Annotated in this window: 10 protein-coding genes and 1 pseudogene; 7 read left to right on the top strand and 4 right to left on the bottom strand. The window is 70.0% G+C overall.

The window, feature by feature from the left end:
- The first annotated feature begins 1 nt into the window (after position 1).
- From AB0M16_RS09010 to AB0M16_RS08995, 4 genes are all read left to right on the top strand, one after another.
- Positions 2–433, top strand: coding sequence for a hypothetical protein (locus tag AB0M16_RS09010; protein ID WP_365340430.1), 432 nt, complete (start codon positions 2–4; stop codon positions 431–433).
- Entirely contained in the window at positions 430–4,431 is a 4,002-nt protein-coding gene (locus AB0M16_RS09005) for a hypothetical protein (RefSeq protein WP_365340428.1), read from the top strand. The genes AB0M16_RS09010 and AB0M16_RS09005 overlap by 4 nt, the downstream gene beginning before the upstream one ends.
- Positions 4,432–5,168: 737 nt before the next feature.
- Complete coding sequence (locus AB0M16_RS09000) at positions 5,169–5,459, top strand: hypothetical protein (protein ID WP_365340426.1); 291 nt, start codon at positions 5,169–5,171, stop codon at positions 5,457–5,459.
- Entirely contained in the window at positions 5,449–5,934 is a 486-nt protein-coding gene (locus tag AB0M16_RS08995) for a hypothetical protein (RefSeq protein WP_365340424.1), read from the top strand. Before AB0M16_RS09000 ends, AB0M16_RS08995 begins: the two co-directional genes overlap by 11 nt.
- Before the next feature lie 101 nt (positions 5,935–6,035).
- Here AB0M16_RS08995 and AB0M16_RS08990 read toward each other — a convergent pair.
- From AB0M16_RS08990 to AB0M16_RS08980, 3 genes and pseudogenes are all read right to left on the bottom strand, one after another.
- Positions 6,036–6,350, bottom strand: a pseudogene (locus tag AB0M16_RS08990) (integrase); the annotation flags it as partial.
- Positions 6,351–6,427: 77 nt separating this feature from the next.
- Positions 6,428–6,628: a hypothetical protein gene (locus AB0M16_RS08985; protein ID WP_365340422.1), complete on the bottom strand. Its 201-nt coding sequence runs from the start codon at positions 6,626–6,628 to the stop codon at positions 6,428–6,430.
- Positions 6,622–6,804 carry a hypothetical protein gene (locus AB0M16_RS08980; protein ID WP_365340420.1) on the bottom strand — a complete coding sequence of 61 codons (183 nt, stop codon included), beginning with the start codon at positions 6,802–6,804 and terminating at the stop codon, positions 6,622–6,624. The genes AB0M16_RS08985 and AB0M16_RS08980 overlap by 7 nt, the downstream gene beginning before the upstream one ends.
- A gap of 265 nt (positions 6,805–7,069) precedes the next feature.
- On the opposite strand from AB0M16_RS08980, the gene acnA reads away from it, so the two are divergent.
- Both acnA and AB0M16_RS08970 read left to right on the top strand, forming a co-directional pair.
- Positions 7,070–9,784, top strand: a complete 2,715-nt coding sequence (gene acnA / locus AB0M16_RS08975) for an aconitate hydratase AcnA (RefSeq protein ID WP_365340418.1) — start codon at positions 7,070–7,072, stop codon at positions 9,782–9,784.
- Positions 9,785–9,886: 102 nt separating this feature from the next.
- Complete coding sequence (locus AB0M16_RS08970) at positions 9,887–10,171, top strand: hypothetical protein (protein WP_365340416.1); 285 nt, start codon at positions 9,887–9,889, stop codon at positions 10,169–10,171.
- On the opposite strand, the gene AB0M16_RS08965 is transcribed toward AB0M16_RS08970, so the two are convergent.
- Positions 10,168–13,986: a GH92 family glycosyl hydrolase gene (locus tag AB0M16_RS08965; RefSeq protein WP_365340414.1), complete on the bottom strand. Its 3,819-nt coding sequence runs from the start codon at positions 13,984–13,986 to the stop codon at positions 10,168–10,170. The two genes, AB0M16_RS08970 and AB0M16_RS08965, sit on opposite strands and share 4 nt — an antisense overlap.
- Positions 13,987–14,367: 381 nt before the next feature.
- Here AB0M16_RS08965 and ngcE point away from each other — a divergent pair, with 381 nt between their 5' ends.
- On the top strand, positions 14,368–15,807 hold the full coding sequence (gene ngcE, locus AB0M16_RS08960; RefSeq protein ID WP_365340412.1) for an N-acetylglucosamine/diacetylchitobiose ABC transporter substrate-binding protein: 1,440 nt from the start codon (positions 14,368–14,370) through the stop codon (positions 15,805–15,807).
- The last annotated feature ends 52 nt before the right edge of the window (positions 15,808–15,859 follow it).

Raw genomic sequence — 15,859 nt, 5'->3', positions numbered from 1 at the left:
AATGGAGACGAGCGTGGAACTCGCCGGCCTGGCATCGGTGGCCGCGGCGCGCCTGATCGATCTGCTGGCGACGGACGGCTGGGCCACCGCCAAGGCCGCGGTCCTGTCGCTGTGGCGGTCCGCGCACCCCGAGCGCGTCGAGGAGGAACTCGACGACGCGCGAGGCGAGTTGCTCCAGGCCCGACAGGCGGGCGACGGCCGGGAACTCCAGGGACTGCTGGTCGCCGAGTGGCAGGCCCGCATCGTCCGGCTGCTGGCCGCACGCCCGGACGCCGTCGACGAGCTGCGTGCGCTGTTCGGCGAGGAGCCGCACACGGCCGGAACCCAGGACCGGCAGATCACGGGCTCGATGACGCTGGAGGCACACGTGACCGGCGGCAACGCCTTCCTGGCCGGGCGCGACATGACCGTCACCAGGGGCGGACAGGAGTGACGGAACGCGACACCGGTGCGGCGCCCTCCGAGGGGCCGCCCCCCTGGCAGCCCATCGACCTGAACGCGACCGTGACGGGAGGGGGCAGCTCTTTCCAGTCCGTCGGCGACATGCACATCCGCTTCGGCCATGAGGGGCGCATCACCGTCCCGGGCCCCGGCGCCGACCGGGTGCCGTGCCCGTACCCGGGACTGGCTCCGTTCGACGCGGGGTACAAGCAGTGGTTCCACGGCCGTGAGCGCATGGTTCACCTCGTGTGCGAGCGGATGGATGCTCGGATGCGTGAGGGCGGCCCGCTGGTGCTGATCGGCCCGTCGGGTGCCGGGAAGTCGTCCCTGCTCGCGGCCGGTGTGCTGCCGGCCCTGGACGAGGGCCGGCTTCCGGCGGCTGGTTCGAGCACGTGGCCTCGGCTGCTGCTGACCCCCACGGCCTCCCCGGCCCTGGCGCTGGCGGCCGCCGCCGGGCTGGACGCCGAGACGGCCCGGAGCACCGCACCGCTGTGGCGGGCCGACCCCGCACAGTGCATCGAGGAGTTGTGCGAGATCGTGGGGTCCGCCGATCCCGCACAGTGCCTCGACGTGCTGCGCGAGATCCCCGGGGCCGCCGACGCGACGCACGCAGAGGCCGGTCCGGCCCCCACGCGGGAATCGCCCGCCGCGGGCCTGGTGGTCGTGGTCGACCAGTTCGAGGAGCTCTTCACGGCCTGCGGCGACGAGACCGAACGGCAGTGGTTCGTCGACGTGCTGGACCGGCTGGCCCGGCCCGGGGGCGGTGCGGTCGTGGTGCTGGGGGTGCGCGCGGACTTCTACGCCGCGTGCACGGCCCATCCGCAGCTCAGAGCGGCGCTCCGAGCCGGACCGGTCCTGCTGGAGCCGATGACGGAGGACGAACTCAAGGACGCGGTCCGCCGCCCGGCCGCCAGCGTGGGGCTCGACGTCGAGGACGGCCTGGTGGAGGTGCTGCTGGCGGACCTGGGCGCGGTCGGGGGGCCGGTCGGGAGCACCACGGGCCGGCTGCCGCTGCTCGCACACGCACTGCGGGCCACCTGGCAGCAGCGCCACGGCCACACCCTCACCGTCGACGGATACCGGGTCACCGGCGGCATCCAGGGCGCCATCGCCACCACGGCCGACAGGCTCTACGAGACCCTTCCGCCACCCTGCCGCGAGGCCGCACGATGGGTGTTCCTGAGGCTCGTCATCGTGGGGCGCGACGCCGATGACAGCCGCCGGCGTGTCCGGCACGACGAGTTGCTGCTTCACGCGCCGGACCGGGAAGCAGCCGGCACGGTCCTGGACGACTTCACCCGTGGCCGACTGCTGACCCGGGACCAGGACACGGTGGTGATGACGCACGAGGTGCTCATCCGGGCCTGGCCCCGGCTGCGGGACTGGATCGAGCACGACCGCGGCGGCAATCTCGTACGACAGGATCTGGAAGAGGCGGCCAGGCTCTGGGAGCAGGCCGACCGGGAGGCGGCCGCGCTGTACCGCGGCAACCGCCTGGAGGCGGCACTCGACTGGGCCGCGACCCACGGCCCGGACCTCAGCGCCGCCGCCCGGGCCTTTCTGGCGGCCTCCCGCCGCCACCAGCGGCGCGGGCAACGGCTCCGGCGCGCCGCCGTCGCCACCATCACCGCCCTTGCCGTGGTCGCCTCGCTGGCCGCGGCTTTCGCCCTGCGGCAGGAGGCCGAGGCGCGGGACGCCGCCGACGAGGCCCTGCGAGCCCGCGACCAGGCCATCACGGCCGCGGTCACCTCCGCGTCCGTGCAACTGGCGCCGACCGATCCCTCACTGTCCGCTCAACTCGCGCTGACCGCCTACCGCATGGATCCGTCCGATGCGGCGGCGTCGCGGCTCGTCGCGACCGAGAACACGCCGCTGGCCACCCGGCTTCCCGGACCTTCGGGAGGCCCGTCCGGCTGGGTGAGCGCCGTGGCCTACAGCCCCGACGGGCACATGCTGGCGGCGGGAAGCCTCGAGGAGAACCTCGTCCGGCTGTGGGACGTCTCCGATCCCGGCCGTCCCGTGGCGCTGGGCGGACCCGTGCCCGTGGACCGTTCGGTCACGTCGATCCGGTCGCTCGCGTTCAGCCAGGACGGCCGGGTGCTGGCCGTCGGCGGCCGCACCAGCGACAAGGGCGACTCGGGGTCCGGCGGATTCGTCGACCTGTGGAGCCTGACCAGTCCCAGCCACCCGGTTCTGCTTGGGCGGCTGAAGAGTCCCGGCGTCAGCGACTGGGACGCCGCGTACTCCGTCGAATCGCTGGCGTTCAGCCCTGACGGCCGTACCCTGGCCGCCGGACGGCGCGCGGGACTCGTCAGCATGTGGAACGTCACCGACCCCCACGACGCCGACCCGTTGCCGACACCCCTGAACCTCGGCTGCCCCGACGTCTTCTCCCACCGCATCGCGTTCAGCCCCGACGGCCGTACGCTGGCCGCCGCATGCGACGACGACGCCGGCACCATCCGCCTGTGGGACACCACCGATCCGGCCCGTCCCGGTCGCGCGCGGTCCCTCACGGCCGGGCGCGACGTCAACTTCCTGGCGTTCAGTCCCGACAGCCGCACGCTCGCCGCCGGAGCCGGCGACAGCAGGGTCCACCTGTGGACGGTCGCGGGTCCCGGCCGCCCCGCCCTCCTGGGCGAGCCGCTGACCGGCCCCGCGCAGCCCGTCGTGTCGGTGGCGTTCAGCCCGGACGGCCACACCCTGGCTGCCGGCAGCGCCGACCACACCGTCCATCTGTGGAACGTCAGCCACCCCAAGGCCATCGTCCCGCTGGGCCGCCCGCTGACCGGCCCCGGCGACGCGGTGACCGGCGTGGTGTTCAGCCCGGACAGCCGCACCCTCGCCGCCGGGAACAGCGACGGCAACGTCGATCTGTGGCATCTGCCGCCGACACGGATCATCGGCGCCGGCGGCAATGTGGCGTCCGTGGCGTTCAGTCCGGACGGGCGCACCCTGGCGGCCGGGAACCAGAACGAGACCGTCTCCCTGTGGAACACCGCCGACCCGCGCTTCCCCGCTCCCCTCGGTGATCCGCTCACCGGTCCCGAGGAGCCGGTCAACGCCGTGTCCTTCAGCCCCGACGGGCGCACCCTGGCCGCGGGCGACAGCGGCGGCACGGTCACGCTGTGGAACATCGCCGACCCCAGCCGTCCCGTCCGGCTCCGGGAGACCCTCACCGGGGCGGACGGACTCATCTTCTCCCTGGCGTTCAGCCCGGACGGCCGCACCCTGGCCGCGGCCGGCGACGACGAGTCCGGCAGCATCGCCCTGTGGGACGTCAGCGATCCCGCGGACCCCGGCACCCTGTCCCGTATCTCCACCGATCGCACGAGGTCCGTCCAGTCCCTGGCGTTCAGCCGCGACGGCACGATGCTGGCCGCCGGCGGCGACGGCAGCAACGGCGAGGTCGGACTGTGGAGTACGACGGACCCGGGGGTCCGGATCGGGCAGCCGATCGACCAGCCGACCGCCACCAGCACCTGGGTGGCGTTCAGCCCGGACGGCCGCACGCTCGCCACCGGGAACAGCCGCGGCACCGTCACCCTGTGGGATGCCACCGACCCCCACCACCTCACGCGCAGGGGCGAACCGCTGACGGTGCCCGGCGGCAGCCTGTGGTCGGTGGCCTTCAGCCCCGACGGGCGCACGCTCGCGGCGGCCGGCCACACCGACGAAGGCACGGTCAACCTGTGGAACGTCACCGATCCCGACCACCCCACCCCCATCGGCCGGCCGCTGACGGTGGAGACCGGGTACGTCGCCGTTCTCGCGTTCAGTCCGGACGGGCGCACCCTGGCCGCCACCACCGACGACGGCGTGGCCACGCTGTGGGACCTGAACGTCGAGTCCGCCATCGGCCGTATCTGCGCCGCGAGCTCCACTGCCCTGACCCGACAGCAATGGAGCCGCTACGTCCCCCAGCTGCCGTACGACCCACCCTGTGCGAGCACCAAGGAGGACGACGTCGGGTCGGTGCAGGCGCACTGAGAAGACGTTCGACCTGCTGCATGACCTCTTCTCTGGTGAAGGGGAATCATGGTTCTGCCTGGCCGTTCGCGGCGGAGACCTGCCGGATGAAATGCGTAGCCGACTGCTCTCCGAGCACGGGGGCGCGAGATTGCGCGTGCGCGGGCCGGCGGGCAACGCCACCGGCGGCGACTCGGACGCTCACCACGCGGCCACCGAGGCGGCCGCACCGGCCCGACGTCCTCGAAACGGGCCGTCGTGCAGTCCACCAGCGGACGTCGCTGTCGCTCGCCCACCGCGTCCACGTACGACAGCTCGACGTACGGACCCGCAAGATCCACACCAGCCGGTACGGCCACCCGGAAGCCCAGCGCGATCACCCGCACGACTGGGTTCACTGAGACAGCAGGCCGAACGACTGGGTTCGCCGATGTCCCGTCTCAGTGAAGTTGGTCGCCGGGATCGCATGGACCTGCGTGGACTGGATCGGGTGAGACGGCTTCGTGAGGCACCGATTGGCTGCGTAGGTTTCAACCAGCAAGAGCACCCCAGGGTGGTGGGGGCTCGATCGTGCGTGTTGAGTCGGGTGCGTTCATGGCAGGATGACGGCATGCTGATCAGAAAGGGCGATGCCGCGTAGGCATCCGAAGGCCGTCCGTGCTGAGCGGTGGCGGCCCCGCAGACACGTTGTAGTTCGGCAGATCCGGGGCGTTTCCGCGAGGACTCGTGCAGCTGTCCGCCGCGTCGAGGATGAGCGGATGTGGCCTGGCGCAGTTGCTGACGCGCTCGCCCGTTTCGAGTGGGCGTTCAGGCAACCCGGCCGGTATCTGAATGCATCCCAGGTCTGGCAGCCGGGACTGGAGGTGGAGTATGCCCGCGATGATCTGGAAGAGGTCATGCTTCACCTTCCTCGTGGTGCCCGGCGCGATCTCGGTCGGCTGATTGCACGTATCGACGATGAGTTCGAACGTCGCACCCTGCCGAATCCTGGGCCGGTGAACGCCTTCAGGATGGGCGGCTGGTGGTGGTCAAGGATCCGTGAGCACTGAGAAGACGTTCGACTTGCTGCATAGCCTCTTCTCTGGTGAGGGGGGAATCATGGAAAAGTCGATCTTGGTCGAGTCCATCAGGTACTCCGCTGTGTGCCAGGGATGCGGTGCCGAGGCAGAGTGGTGCGGAGTCCAGGCGCTGGTGGGCGAGACGCTGCGGTGGGATGTTGAGTCGACGTGTTCGACCTGTGGGTTCGCTCTGGCCGTTTGTGGCGGAGACCTGCCGGATGAGATGCGTAGCCGACTGCTCTCCGAGGGCGGGCGCGCGAGGTTGCGCGTGAGCGGGCCGGCGAGCAACGCCATCGTCATGCGCGTGCTGCGAGCGGAACTCGGCATCGGCCTGGACGGCGTCAAGACCGTGCTGGAGCAGGTCCTCGGCGGGCAGTACTCAGGGACGCTGCCTGAGATGGAGCTCCTGGCCCGCAAGCTGCGGGCATCAGGGATTGACGCGGTCGCCTCACGGACTGTGGATTGAGTGAGACTGCAGCGCCGGGCTGACCTCGATGCCGAGCGGAGCCTGTTTGCGCAGGTGGAGTGCCTCCTGGCGGCATGCGCAGCATCCGGCACCCTGTTCACGATGGTGCCCTTGTCGGTCGGCGTCGCCTTGTGGGCCGGTTGCAGGTTGATGCCCAGGTAGCGGTAGGAGGCCCGGAAGGTCCGCGAGACGAACACCTCGCTGTGGTCGCCGACGATCGTCTCCGGCACGATCACCGGCCGTGCCGCCGCGTGCTCCAGGCGCTCGTCCAAGGTCATCAGCCGCCGATGGGGAAGCACCGAACGGGACATGCGCAAGGCATCTGACCAGCCTGGCCGCATCGCCTCCGGGGTGACACTGCGGGCCAGCAGCGCGGACGCGTCGCGAGTGCTGCCTCGGGTAGAACTCCGGCTGAGGGGCTGCCTCATCGGACGCCCCTGGCGGCAGTCCGTGCAGCACCTCCAGGATGTGGCCCTCCCACCAAAGTGCCTGTTCAGCCGCTGTCTGAGGGAACTCCCCGAGCCGCGCGCTGGGCGGCACCCTCCGCCCCTGCCCGTGAGAAGGGCTGCGAGGCGATGCCCGTCACCTTCGGGTCGAAGTCCATGAGCAGAAGCCGGTCCTGTTCCAGCCGGGACTCGAAGCCGGCATGCTGCCCGGTCGTCGCCGCCCGGTACCAGCCCGTGACGCTCACCACGCGGCCACCGAGGCGGCCGCACCGCCGACGTCCCCGAAACGGGCCGTCGTGCAGTCCACCAGCGGACGTCGCTGTCGCTCGCCCACCGCGTCCACGTACGACAGCTCGACGTACGGACCCGCAAGATCCACACCAGCCGGTACGGCCACCCGGAAGCCCAGTGCGATCACCCGCACGACTGGGTTCACTGGGGCGGGAGGCGGAACGACTGGGTTCGCCGAGTACACGCCTCGATGGGATGAGAGCGGTCACGGGCCCTGCCGGGCATGACCGAGCGCCGGTGATGTACTAGAGTTATCTCGACATCGAGATATCTGCCGAGGCGCACCGCTGCCGCCACCCTGGTAAGGGTTACCTAACTTAGCCTTACCTTAGCGGATCGACGACGAGTACGTGGCGGCAGGATGTGGTGGAACGCGCACATATATGAAGGAGACTGTCGTGTCGGCGAACAGCTTCGACGCCCGCGCCACGCTGCGCGTGGGTGACGAGTCCTACGAGATCTTCCGCCTCGACAAGGTGGAGGGCTCGGCCCGGCTCCCCTACAGCCTGAAGGTCCTGCTGGAGAACCTGCTCCGCACCGAGGACGGCGCGAACATCACCGCCGACCACATCCGGGCCCTCGGCAACTGGGACTCGCAGGCCCAGCCGAGCCAGGAGATCCAGTTCACGCCGGCGCGCGTGATCATGCAGGACTTCACCGGTGTGCCCTGTGTCGTCGACCTCGCCACCATGCGTGAGGCCGTCGCGGCGCTCGGCGGCGACCCGGCGAAGATCAACCCGCTGTCCCCGGCCGAGATGGTCATCGACCACTCCGTCATCGCCGACAAGTTCGGCACCAACGACGCGTTCGCGCAGAACGTCGAGCTGGAGTACGGCCGCAACAAGGAGCGCTACCAGTTCCTGCGCTGGGGCCAGACCGCGTTCGACGACTTCAAGGTCGTCCCGCCGGGCACCGGCATCGTCCACCAGGTGAACATCGAGCACCTGGCGCGCACGGTCATGGTCCGCAACGGCCAGGCCTACCCCGACACCCTCGTCGGCACCGACTCGCACACCACGATGGTCAACGGCCTCGGCGTGCTGGGCTGGGGCGTCGGCGGCATCGAGGCCGAGGCCGCCATGCTCGGCCAGCCGGTCTCCATGCTCATCCCGCGCGTCGTCGGCTTCAAGCTCACCGGCGAGCTGCCCACCGGCACCACCGCCACCGACCTCGTCCTCACGATCACCGAGATGCTGCGCAAGCACGGCGTCGTCGGCAAGTTCGTCGAGTTCTACGGTGAGGGCGTGGCCGCCACCTCCCTCGCCAACCGCGCCACCATCGGCAACATGTCGCCGGAGTTCGGCTCCACCGCCGCGATCTTCCCGATCGACGGCGAGACCCTGAACTACCTCAAGCTCACCGGCCGCTCCGAGCAGCAGGTCGCGCTCGTCGAGGCGTACGCCAAGGAGCAGGGCCTCTGGCTCGACCCGGCCGCCGAGCCCGACTTCTCCGAGAAGCTGGAGCTCGACCTCTCCACGGTCGTCCCGTCGATCGCCGGCCCGAAGCGCCCGCAGGACCGCATCGTCCTCGCGAACGCCGCCGCGCAGTTCGCCCAGGACGTCCGCAACTACGTCACCACCGCCGACGAGGCGGGCGAGGAGTCCTTCCCGGCCTCCGACGCCCCGGCCGTCAGCAACGGCGTCCCGTCGAACCCGGTCCAGGTCACCGCCCCCGACGGCACGACCTACACGATCGACCACGGCGCGGTGACGGTCGCGGCCATCACCTCCTGCACCAACACCTCGAACCCGTACGTCATGGTCGCCGCCGCGCTCGTCGCGAAGAAGGCCGTGGAGAAGGGCCTGACCCGCAAGCCGTGGGTCAAGACCACCCTCGCCCCGGGCTCGAAGGTCGTCACCGACTACTTCGACAAGGCGGGCCTGACCCCGTACCTCGACAAGGTCGGCTTCAACCTCGTCGGCTACGGCTGCACCACCTGCATCGGCAACTCCGGCCCGCTGCCGGAGGAGGTCTCCAAGGCCGTCAACGACCACGACCTCGCGGTCACCTCGGTCCTCTCCGGCAACCGGAACTTCGAGGGCCGTATCAACCCCGACGTCAAGATGAACTACCTGGCGTCCCCGCCGCTGGTCGTCGCGTACGCCCTCGCGGGCTCCATGAAGGTGGACATCACCAAGGACGTCCTCGGCACCGACCAGGACGGCAAGCCGGTCTACCTGGCCGACATCTGGCCCTCCGAGGCCGAGGTCAACGACGTCGTCGCCAACGCCATCGGCGAGGACATGTTCTCCAAGTCCTACCAGGACGTGTTCGCGGGCGACGCCCAGTGGCAGGCGCTGTCGATCCCGACCGGCAACACCTTCGAGTGGGACGCCGAGTCGACCTACGTGCGGAAGCCCCCGTACTTCGAGGGCATGACGATGGAGACCACCCCGGTCACCGACATCACCGGCGCCCGCGTGCTGGCGAAGCTCGGCGACTCGGTCACCACCGACCACATCTCCCCGGCCGGTGCCATCAAGGCCGACACCCCGGCCGGCAAGTACCTCACCGAGCACGGTGTGGAGCGTCGTGACTTCAACTCCTACGGTTCGCGCCGTGGCAACCACGAGGTCATGATCCGCGGCACCTTCGCCAACATCCGCCTGCGCAACCAGATCGCGCCGGGCACCGAGGGCGGCTTCACGCGTGACTTCACGCAGGAGGGCGGCCCGGTCTCCTTCATCTACGACGCCTCGCAGAACTACCAGGCCGCCGGCACCCCGCTGGTCATCCTGGGCGGCAAGGAGTACGGCTCCGGCTCGTCCCGTGACTGGGCGGCCAAGGGCACCGCGCTCCTCGGCGTCAAGGCCGTCATCACCGAGTCGTACGAGCGCATCCACCGCTCGAACCTCATCGGCATGGGCGTCCTGCCGCTGCAGTTCCCCGCCGGCCAGTCGGCCGACTCGCTCGGCCTGACCGGCGAGGAGACCTTCTCCATCGCCGGCATCACCGAGCTGAACGAGGGCACGACCCCGAGCACGGTCAAGGTCACCACCGACACCGGTGTCGAGTTCGACGCGGTCGTCCGCATCGACACCCCCGGTGAGGCGGACTACTACCGCAACGGCGGCATCATGCAGTACGTGCTGCGCAACCTCATCCGTGGCTGAGTGCCGCCGCGGCTGAGTCACCCGTGACACACCGGACCGGCCGTCACCCCTCCTCGGGGTGGCGGCCGGTCCGTGTTCGTCCGGGCCCCTATCCTGCGCGCCATGGACCTCGACCACGACCTCGACGGGCTCGACCGCGACGCGCTCCTCGCCGAGGTGAAGCGGCTGCGGGCGGGGATCCGGGCCCATCGCGACAGCACCGGACACGACCTGTGCTGGCATCACCCCGCACTCTGGGGGCTGCTGCCCGAACCGATCGCCCCCGAGGTGGCCGTGCCGCCCTGGCCCCGCTTCCTGCGCGGCTGCGTCCGCTACCGCGAGGCCCTGGAACGCGAACTCCCGGCCGCGCCCGTGCACGACCGGGAGTACGAGGACGGAAGCCGCTAGCCGATCAGCTCCACCTCCGCGAGCTCAGCGGGGGCCGAACCGGCCGCCACCAGGCGGTACTTCGCGTACGAGCCCGGTGCGGCGACCGAGAACACCCGGGTCTGCCGGGCCCACGCGAAGGACTCGCCGTCCCGCCGGTCCAGGTCCTTCCAGGCCAGGCCGTCCGCCGAGCCCTGGAGCACCCAGCCCGCCGGCGCCTTCGCCCGGTCCGCCGACGAGGTCAGCGTGTACTGCACGGCCTTCACCGGGGCGGTCACGGGGAGCTCGACCGGGCCGGTCACCGGACCCGCCGTCGCCGAGGTGTCGTCGAACAGCGGTCCCGCGCCCTTCACCAGGTCCGCGCGCGGCGTCGGCACCTTGTCGTCCCGGGTGATCGAGACCGGGCCGGCCGAGGCGCCCGTGCCCCAGGCCGAGGGCTTCGGGCCCATGTCGAACTTCAGCGTGCCGCCCCGGGCGAGCAGGTCGTGCGGCAGGGCCGTCGAGTTCCACCGCTGCCCGTTCAGCTTCACGCCCTGGACGTAGATGTTGCGGGCGCTGTTGCGCGGGGCGTCCACGACCAGGGTGCGCCCGCTGTCCATCCGTACGGTCGCCTTCGTGAAGAGCGGCGAGCCGATCGCGTACTCCCCGCTGCCCATCACCAGCGGATAGAAGCCGAGCGCCGAGAAGAGGAACCAGGCCGACTGCTCGCCGTTGTCCTCGTCGCCGTGGTAGCCCTGGCCGGTCTCGCTGCCCGTGTAGAGCCGGGAGAGGACCTCGCGGACCTTCTCCGCGGTCTTCCACGGCTGCCCGGCCGCGTCGTACATGTACGGCACGTGGTGCGCGACCTGGTTGGAGTGCCCGTACATGCCCATCCGCACGTCCCGGGCCTCCGTCATCTCGTGGATGACGCTGCCGTACGAACCGGCGACGTCCGGGCTCGCCGTCTCCGGCGTCGAGAAGTACGCGTCGAGCTTCTTCGCGAGACCCGCCCGCCCGCCGTACAGGTTGGCGAGGCCCCGCGAGTCCTGCGGGGCGGTGAAGGCGTAGCCCCAGCCGTTGGTCTCCGTGTAGTCGTAGCCCCAGATCCGCGGGTCGTACGACGCCGAGGGCACCCGCCAGGCGCCCGTGGCGTCGCGGCCCTGGAAGAAGCCGGCCTTCGCGTCGAAGAGGGAGACGTACGAGCGCGCCCGGTTGAGGAAGTACGTCGACTCCTCCTGGTAGCGCTTCTCGCCGGTCTTCTCGTAGAGCGCCTGGCCCATCCTCGCGATGCCGTAGTCGTTGAGGTAGCCCTCCAGGGACCAGGACAGGCCCTCGTGGGTCTCGGTCGAGGCGTAGCCGGTGAAGGGGGAGGTCTCCATGCCCTTGCGGCCGACGCCCCGGGCGGGCGCCACGACGGTGGCGTTCTTCAGGGCCGCCTCGTACGCCGCCTCCCCGTCGAAGTCGACGCCCTTCACGTACGCGTCCGCGAAGGCCACGTCCGAGGAGGTGCCGGTCATCAGGTCCGCGTAGCCGGGGGAGGACCAGCGGGAGATCCAGCCGCCGTCCTTGTACTGCTGCACGAAGCCGTCGACCAGCTCGCCCGCCTTCCGCGGGGTGAGGAAGGAGTAGGCCGGCCAGGTCGTCCGGTAGGTGTCCCAGAAGCCGTTGTTGACGTACGCCTTGCCCTCGACGATCTTCGCGCCGGTGCGGGTCGGGGTGTCGGGGCCGGCCGGGGCGGAGAAGGGGCTCGCGTACCGGTACCCCGAACCGACCTTCTCGAAGGCGGAGTTGGGGTAGAGGTACAGCCGGTAGAGGCTGGAGTAGAGGGTGACGAGCTGGTCGTGGCTCGCGCCCTCCACCGTGACCCGGCCGAGCACGTCGTCCCAGGCGTCCTGCGCCCGCTCCCGGACGGTGTCGAAGTCCGTCCCCTCCGGGATCTCGTCGGCGAGGTTGGCCTTCGCCTGCTCGACCGAGATGAGGGAGGTCGCGATCCGCAGGTTCACCGTGCGGTCGGCGCCCGCGTCGAAGCGCAGGTGCCCCCGCACGCCCTGCGCCGCGGAGTCCGTGACCGGCGCGTCGAAGACGCCGTACACGAACATCCGGCCGGCGCCCGTGGACAGCCCGCTCCTCACGTCCGAGTAGGCGGTGAAGGAGCGGGTCGAGGGATCGACGGTGAGCCCGCCCTGGGCGGTGACGTTGTCGAGGACGACGCTCGCGTCCTCACCCGGATAGGTGAAGCGCATGACGGCCGCGTGGTCGGCCGGGGCGATCTCCGCCTTCAGACCGTTCTCGAACGCGACGCCGTAGTGGTGCGGCTTCGCCGTCTCGTTCGCGTGGCGGAACGGGAGAGCCCGGGCCGCCCGGTCGGTCGGCGGGGCGCCGGCGGCGGCCGAGGGCATCACCTGGAAGGTCTGCCGGTCGCCCATCCAGGGGCTCGGCTGATGGCTGACGGACAGCGCCTGCAGGGTCGGCAGGTTGTCCGCGTTGTTCCCGCGCGCGTACTCGTAGATCCAGCTCTGCGTCGCCGCGTTGGTGACCGGCGTCCAGAAGTTGAAGCCGTGCGGCACGGCGGTGGCGGGGAACGTGTTGCCGCGGGAGAAGGAGCCGGAGGAGTTGGTGCCGCGCAGGGTCGAGGCGTAGTCGGAGAGGCGCGCGTACGGCTCCTGCGGCTGCTCCGGCGCGATCGCGAGGTCGTCGATCCAGCCCTGGAACTTGCCCGGGCCCTTGGGGGAGTCGTACGCCACCAGGATCCGGTCCACGGTCCTGCCGTTGGCGACGTCACCGATCCGGGCGGTGACCTGGTTCCACTGGTTGACGTAGAGGCGCTTGGCGGCGCCCTGGCCCTGCGGGGTGAGCAGCCCACCGTGGGTGTCGGTGGCGCCGAGGTCGCTCAGATAGGTGCCGTCGGTGAAGGCCAGGTCCACGGACACGTTCGTGGCCGGGTAGTTCAGGTCCGTCTCGGACGCCGACATCGACGGGAAGATCTTGTAGGACAGCTCGGTGTTGCGGACGATCCGGGTGTCGACGTCGAAGACCTTGTTGTACGAGTACGCCCGGCCCTCGCCCTGGTGGGTGCCGGCGTAGCGCAGCGCCCGCTTGCCCGTGAAGCCCGCGCCGGCCTTGGCGGTGGGGGGGCCGCTGGGGCCGCGGTCGACCTGGCTGCGCATCTCCGCGGGGACGGGCTGCGAGGTGTCCCCGTTCGAGAACTGAACGTCGGCGAGCTGGGTGAGGCCCGCGCCCGCGTTCTTCGCGATCTCCAGGCGGTAGTGGGCGTAGGCCGTCGCACCGCCGCCCGGGATGTCGTACGACCGGGTCTCGAAGCGCTTGGCGAAGCTCTCGCCGCTGCGGGTGTCGAGGACGGTCCACTCCTTGCCGTCCGCCGAGCCCTTGAGGGTCCAGTCGCGCGGGTCGCGCTCCGCGGCGTCGTTCGCCGAGGTCAGCGCGTACGTCGCGAGCTTCACCGGCTGGTCGAGGTCGAACTCCAGCCAGGCGGTGGGTTCGAAGACCAGCCACTTGGTGCCCGGCTGGAGGTCGACCAGGTTCTCCTTCACCTCGCCGCTGCCCGCGTTCTCGCCGCTGGCGCGCACGGTGGTGACGTGGTCGGTGACGTTGCCCGGGATGCCGGTGACGAATCCGCCGTCGACGCCCGAGCTGCGCTGCTTCCCGTCGGGTCCGACTTCGACCGTGTTCCGCCAGGTGGGCTGGTTTTCGTCCGGTTCGAAGGAGGTGGAGAACTCCCGTACGGATCCGCCGGATTGTTCCGTTCGGCCCGGAAGCGCCTGAGCCACCGTGGGAGTGAGGCTCAGGATCAGCGCCGCCGAGGCTGCCAGGGAGACCGCTCTGAGATGGGGGTGCATGCCGTGTCGTCGCTCCTGCCGCTGGTTCTAGACAACGTTGTCAAACCGATTGCGCAAGAACCAAGGAGAAGGGCAAGTCTGCGGTGGTGTCAAGGGTGTTGACGTCGATTCGAGGGAGGAAACGGGGCAGAAACGCCTCGGATATCCCGCAGGTCTCAACTCGGAGAAGACTGCCGGAGAAAGCTGGTTTCGATCTTGCTCCGGTGGCGGGAAGTGGACTATACCTGTCGGCGTCCCGCCCGTCGTGAACACCGACGACGGCCCGACGCCTGCACGACCCAGCTGCAATTGACCGCGGTGGCGGGGCCCTTCGCCTGTGGCGAACTCTGTACGGGCGACCGGTACACCGCCTGAGTCCTGAATGAAGGCGAGGACTTGAGCATGGGATCCACCTCCGCCCGGCACGACGAGGGCCTCGGCCGTCGCGATCTGATCAAGCGTTCCGCCGCACTCGGTCTGATCTCGGTGCCCACCATGAGTTTCCTGTCCGCCTGCGCCTCCAGCGGTGGCGACAGCACGGACAACGACAAGCCCAAGGGCGAGAAGACGAAGGACAATCCGTTCGGCGTCGCCAAGGGCGGAAAGATCGACGTCGTCGTCTTCAAGGGCGGATACGGCGACGACTACGCCAAGGCGTGGGAGGCCAGCTTCAACAAGAAGTGGGGCATCACCGCCACCCACACCGGCACCCAGGAGATCACCGGCAAGCTGCAGCCGCGCTTCAACGCCGGCAACCCGCCGGACATCGTCGACGACTCCGGTGCCCAGAAGATCAAGATCGACGTCCTGCACAAGAACGGCCAGCTGCTCGACCTCGCCGAGGTCCTCGACGCGCCGTCCGTCGACGACCCGGCCAAGAAGGTCCGCGACACCCTGATCCCCGGCACCATCGACGCCGGCGTCCTGGAGGGCAAGACCGTCGCCCTCAACTACATCTACACGGTGTGGGGCCTGTGGTACTCCGGCAAGCTCTTCAAGGAGAAGGGCTGGAAGGAGCCCAAGACCTGGGACGAGTTCCTCGCGATCTGCAAGGACGCCACCGCCCAGGGCATCGGCGGCCTCGCCCACCAGGGCAAGTTCCCGTACTACATCAACGTCGCCATCATGGACCTGATCGCCAAGAAGGGCGGCCTGGACGCCATGAAGGCGATCGACAACCTCGACCCCAAGGCCTTCGTCGGCTCCGACGCGGCCAAGGAGGCCGTCGAGGCGATCTACGAGGTGGTCGAGAAGGGCTACCTCATGCCCGGCACCAACGGCCTCACCCACACCGAGTCGCAGACCCGCTGGAACCAGTACAAGGCCGCGTTCATCACCTGCGGTTCCTGGCTGGAGAACGAGCAGCTCAAGCAGACCCCGGCCGACTTCGACATGAAGTTCATGCCGATGCCGCTGCTGCCCGGCAGCAAGATGCCGTACGAGGCGATCCGCGCGGGCTCCGGCGAGCCCTTCATCATCCCGTCCAAGGCCAAGAACCTGGCCGAGGCGAAGGAGTTCATGCGGATGATGCTCTCCAAGGAGTGGTCGACGCTCTTCGCCAAGGAGGCCAACTCCCTCACCATCCTGCAGGACGGTGTGGACCCGAGCGTCAAGCTGCGCCCCGGCACCCAGTCCACCGTCGAGGCCTCCAAGGCCGCCGGCACCAACACGTTCCGCTACCTGTACACCGAGTGGTACAGCGAGATGGACACCGAGATCCAGAACGCCTCCAACGAGCTGATGGCCAAGCGCATCCAGCCCGCGGAATGGCTCAAGCGGGCCCAGGCCGCGGTCGACAAGGCGGCCAAGGACCCGGCGTCCAAGAACAACCACCGCGACTGACACGCGGCACCGAATCGCGTATCAATCCGCCGGGGACATCAGGGACAGGAAC

The organism is Streptomyces sp. NPDC051921 (genome assembly GCF_040680975.1).
Taxonomy (GTDB): Bacteria; Actinomycetota; Actinomycetes; order Streptomycetales; family Streptomycetaceae; genus Streptomyces.
This window is presented reverse-complemented; position numbering and strand designations above follow the sequence as displayed.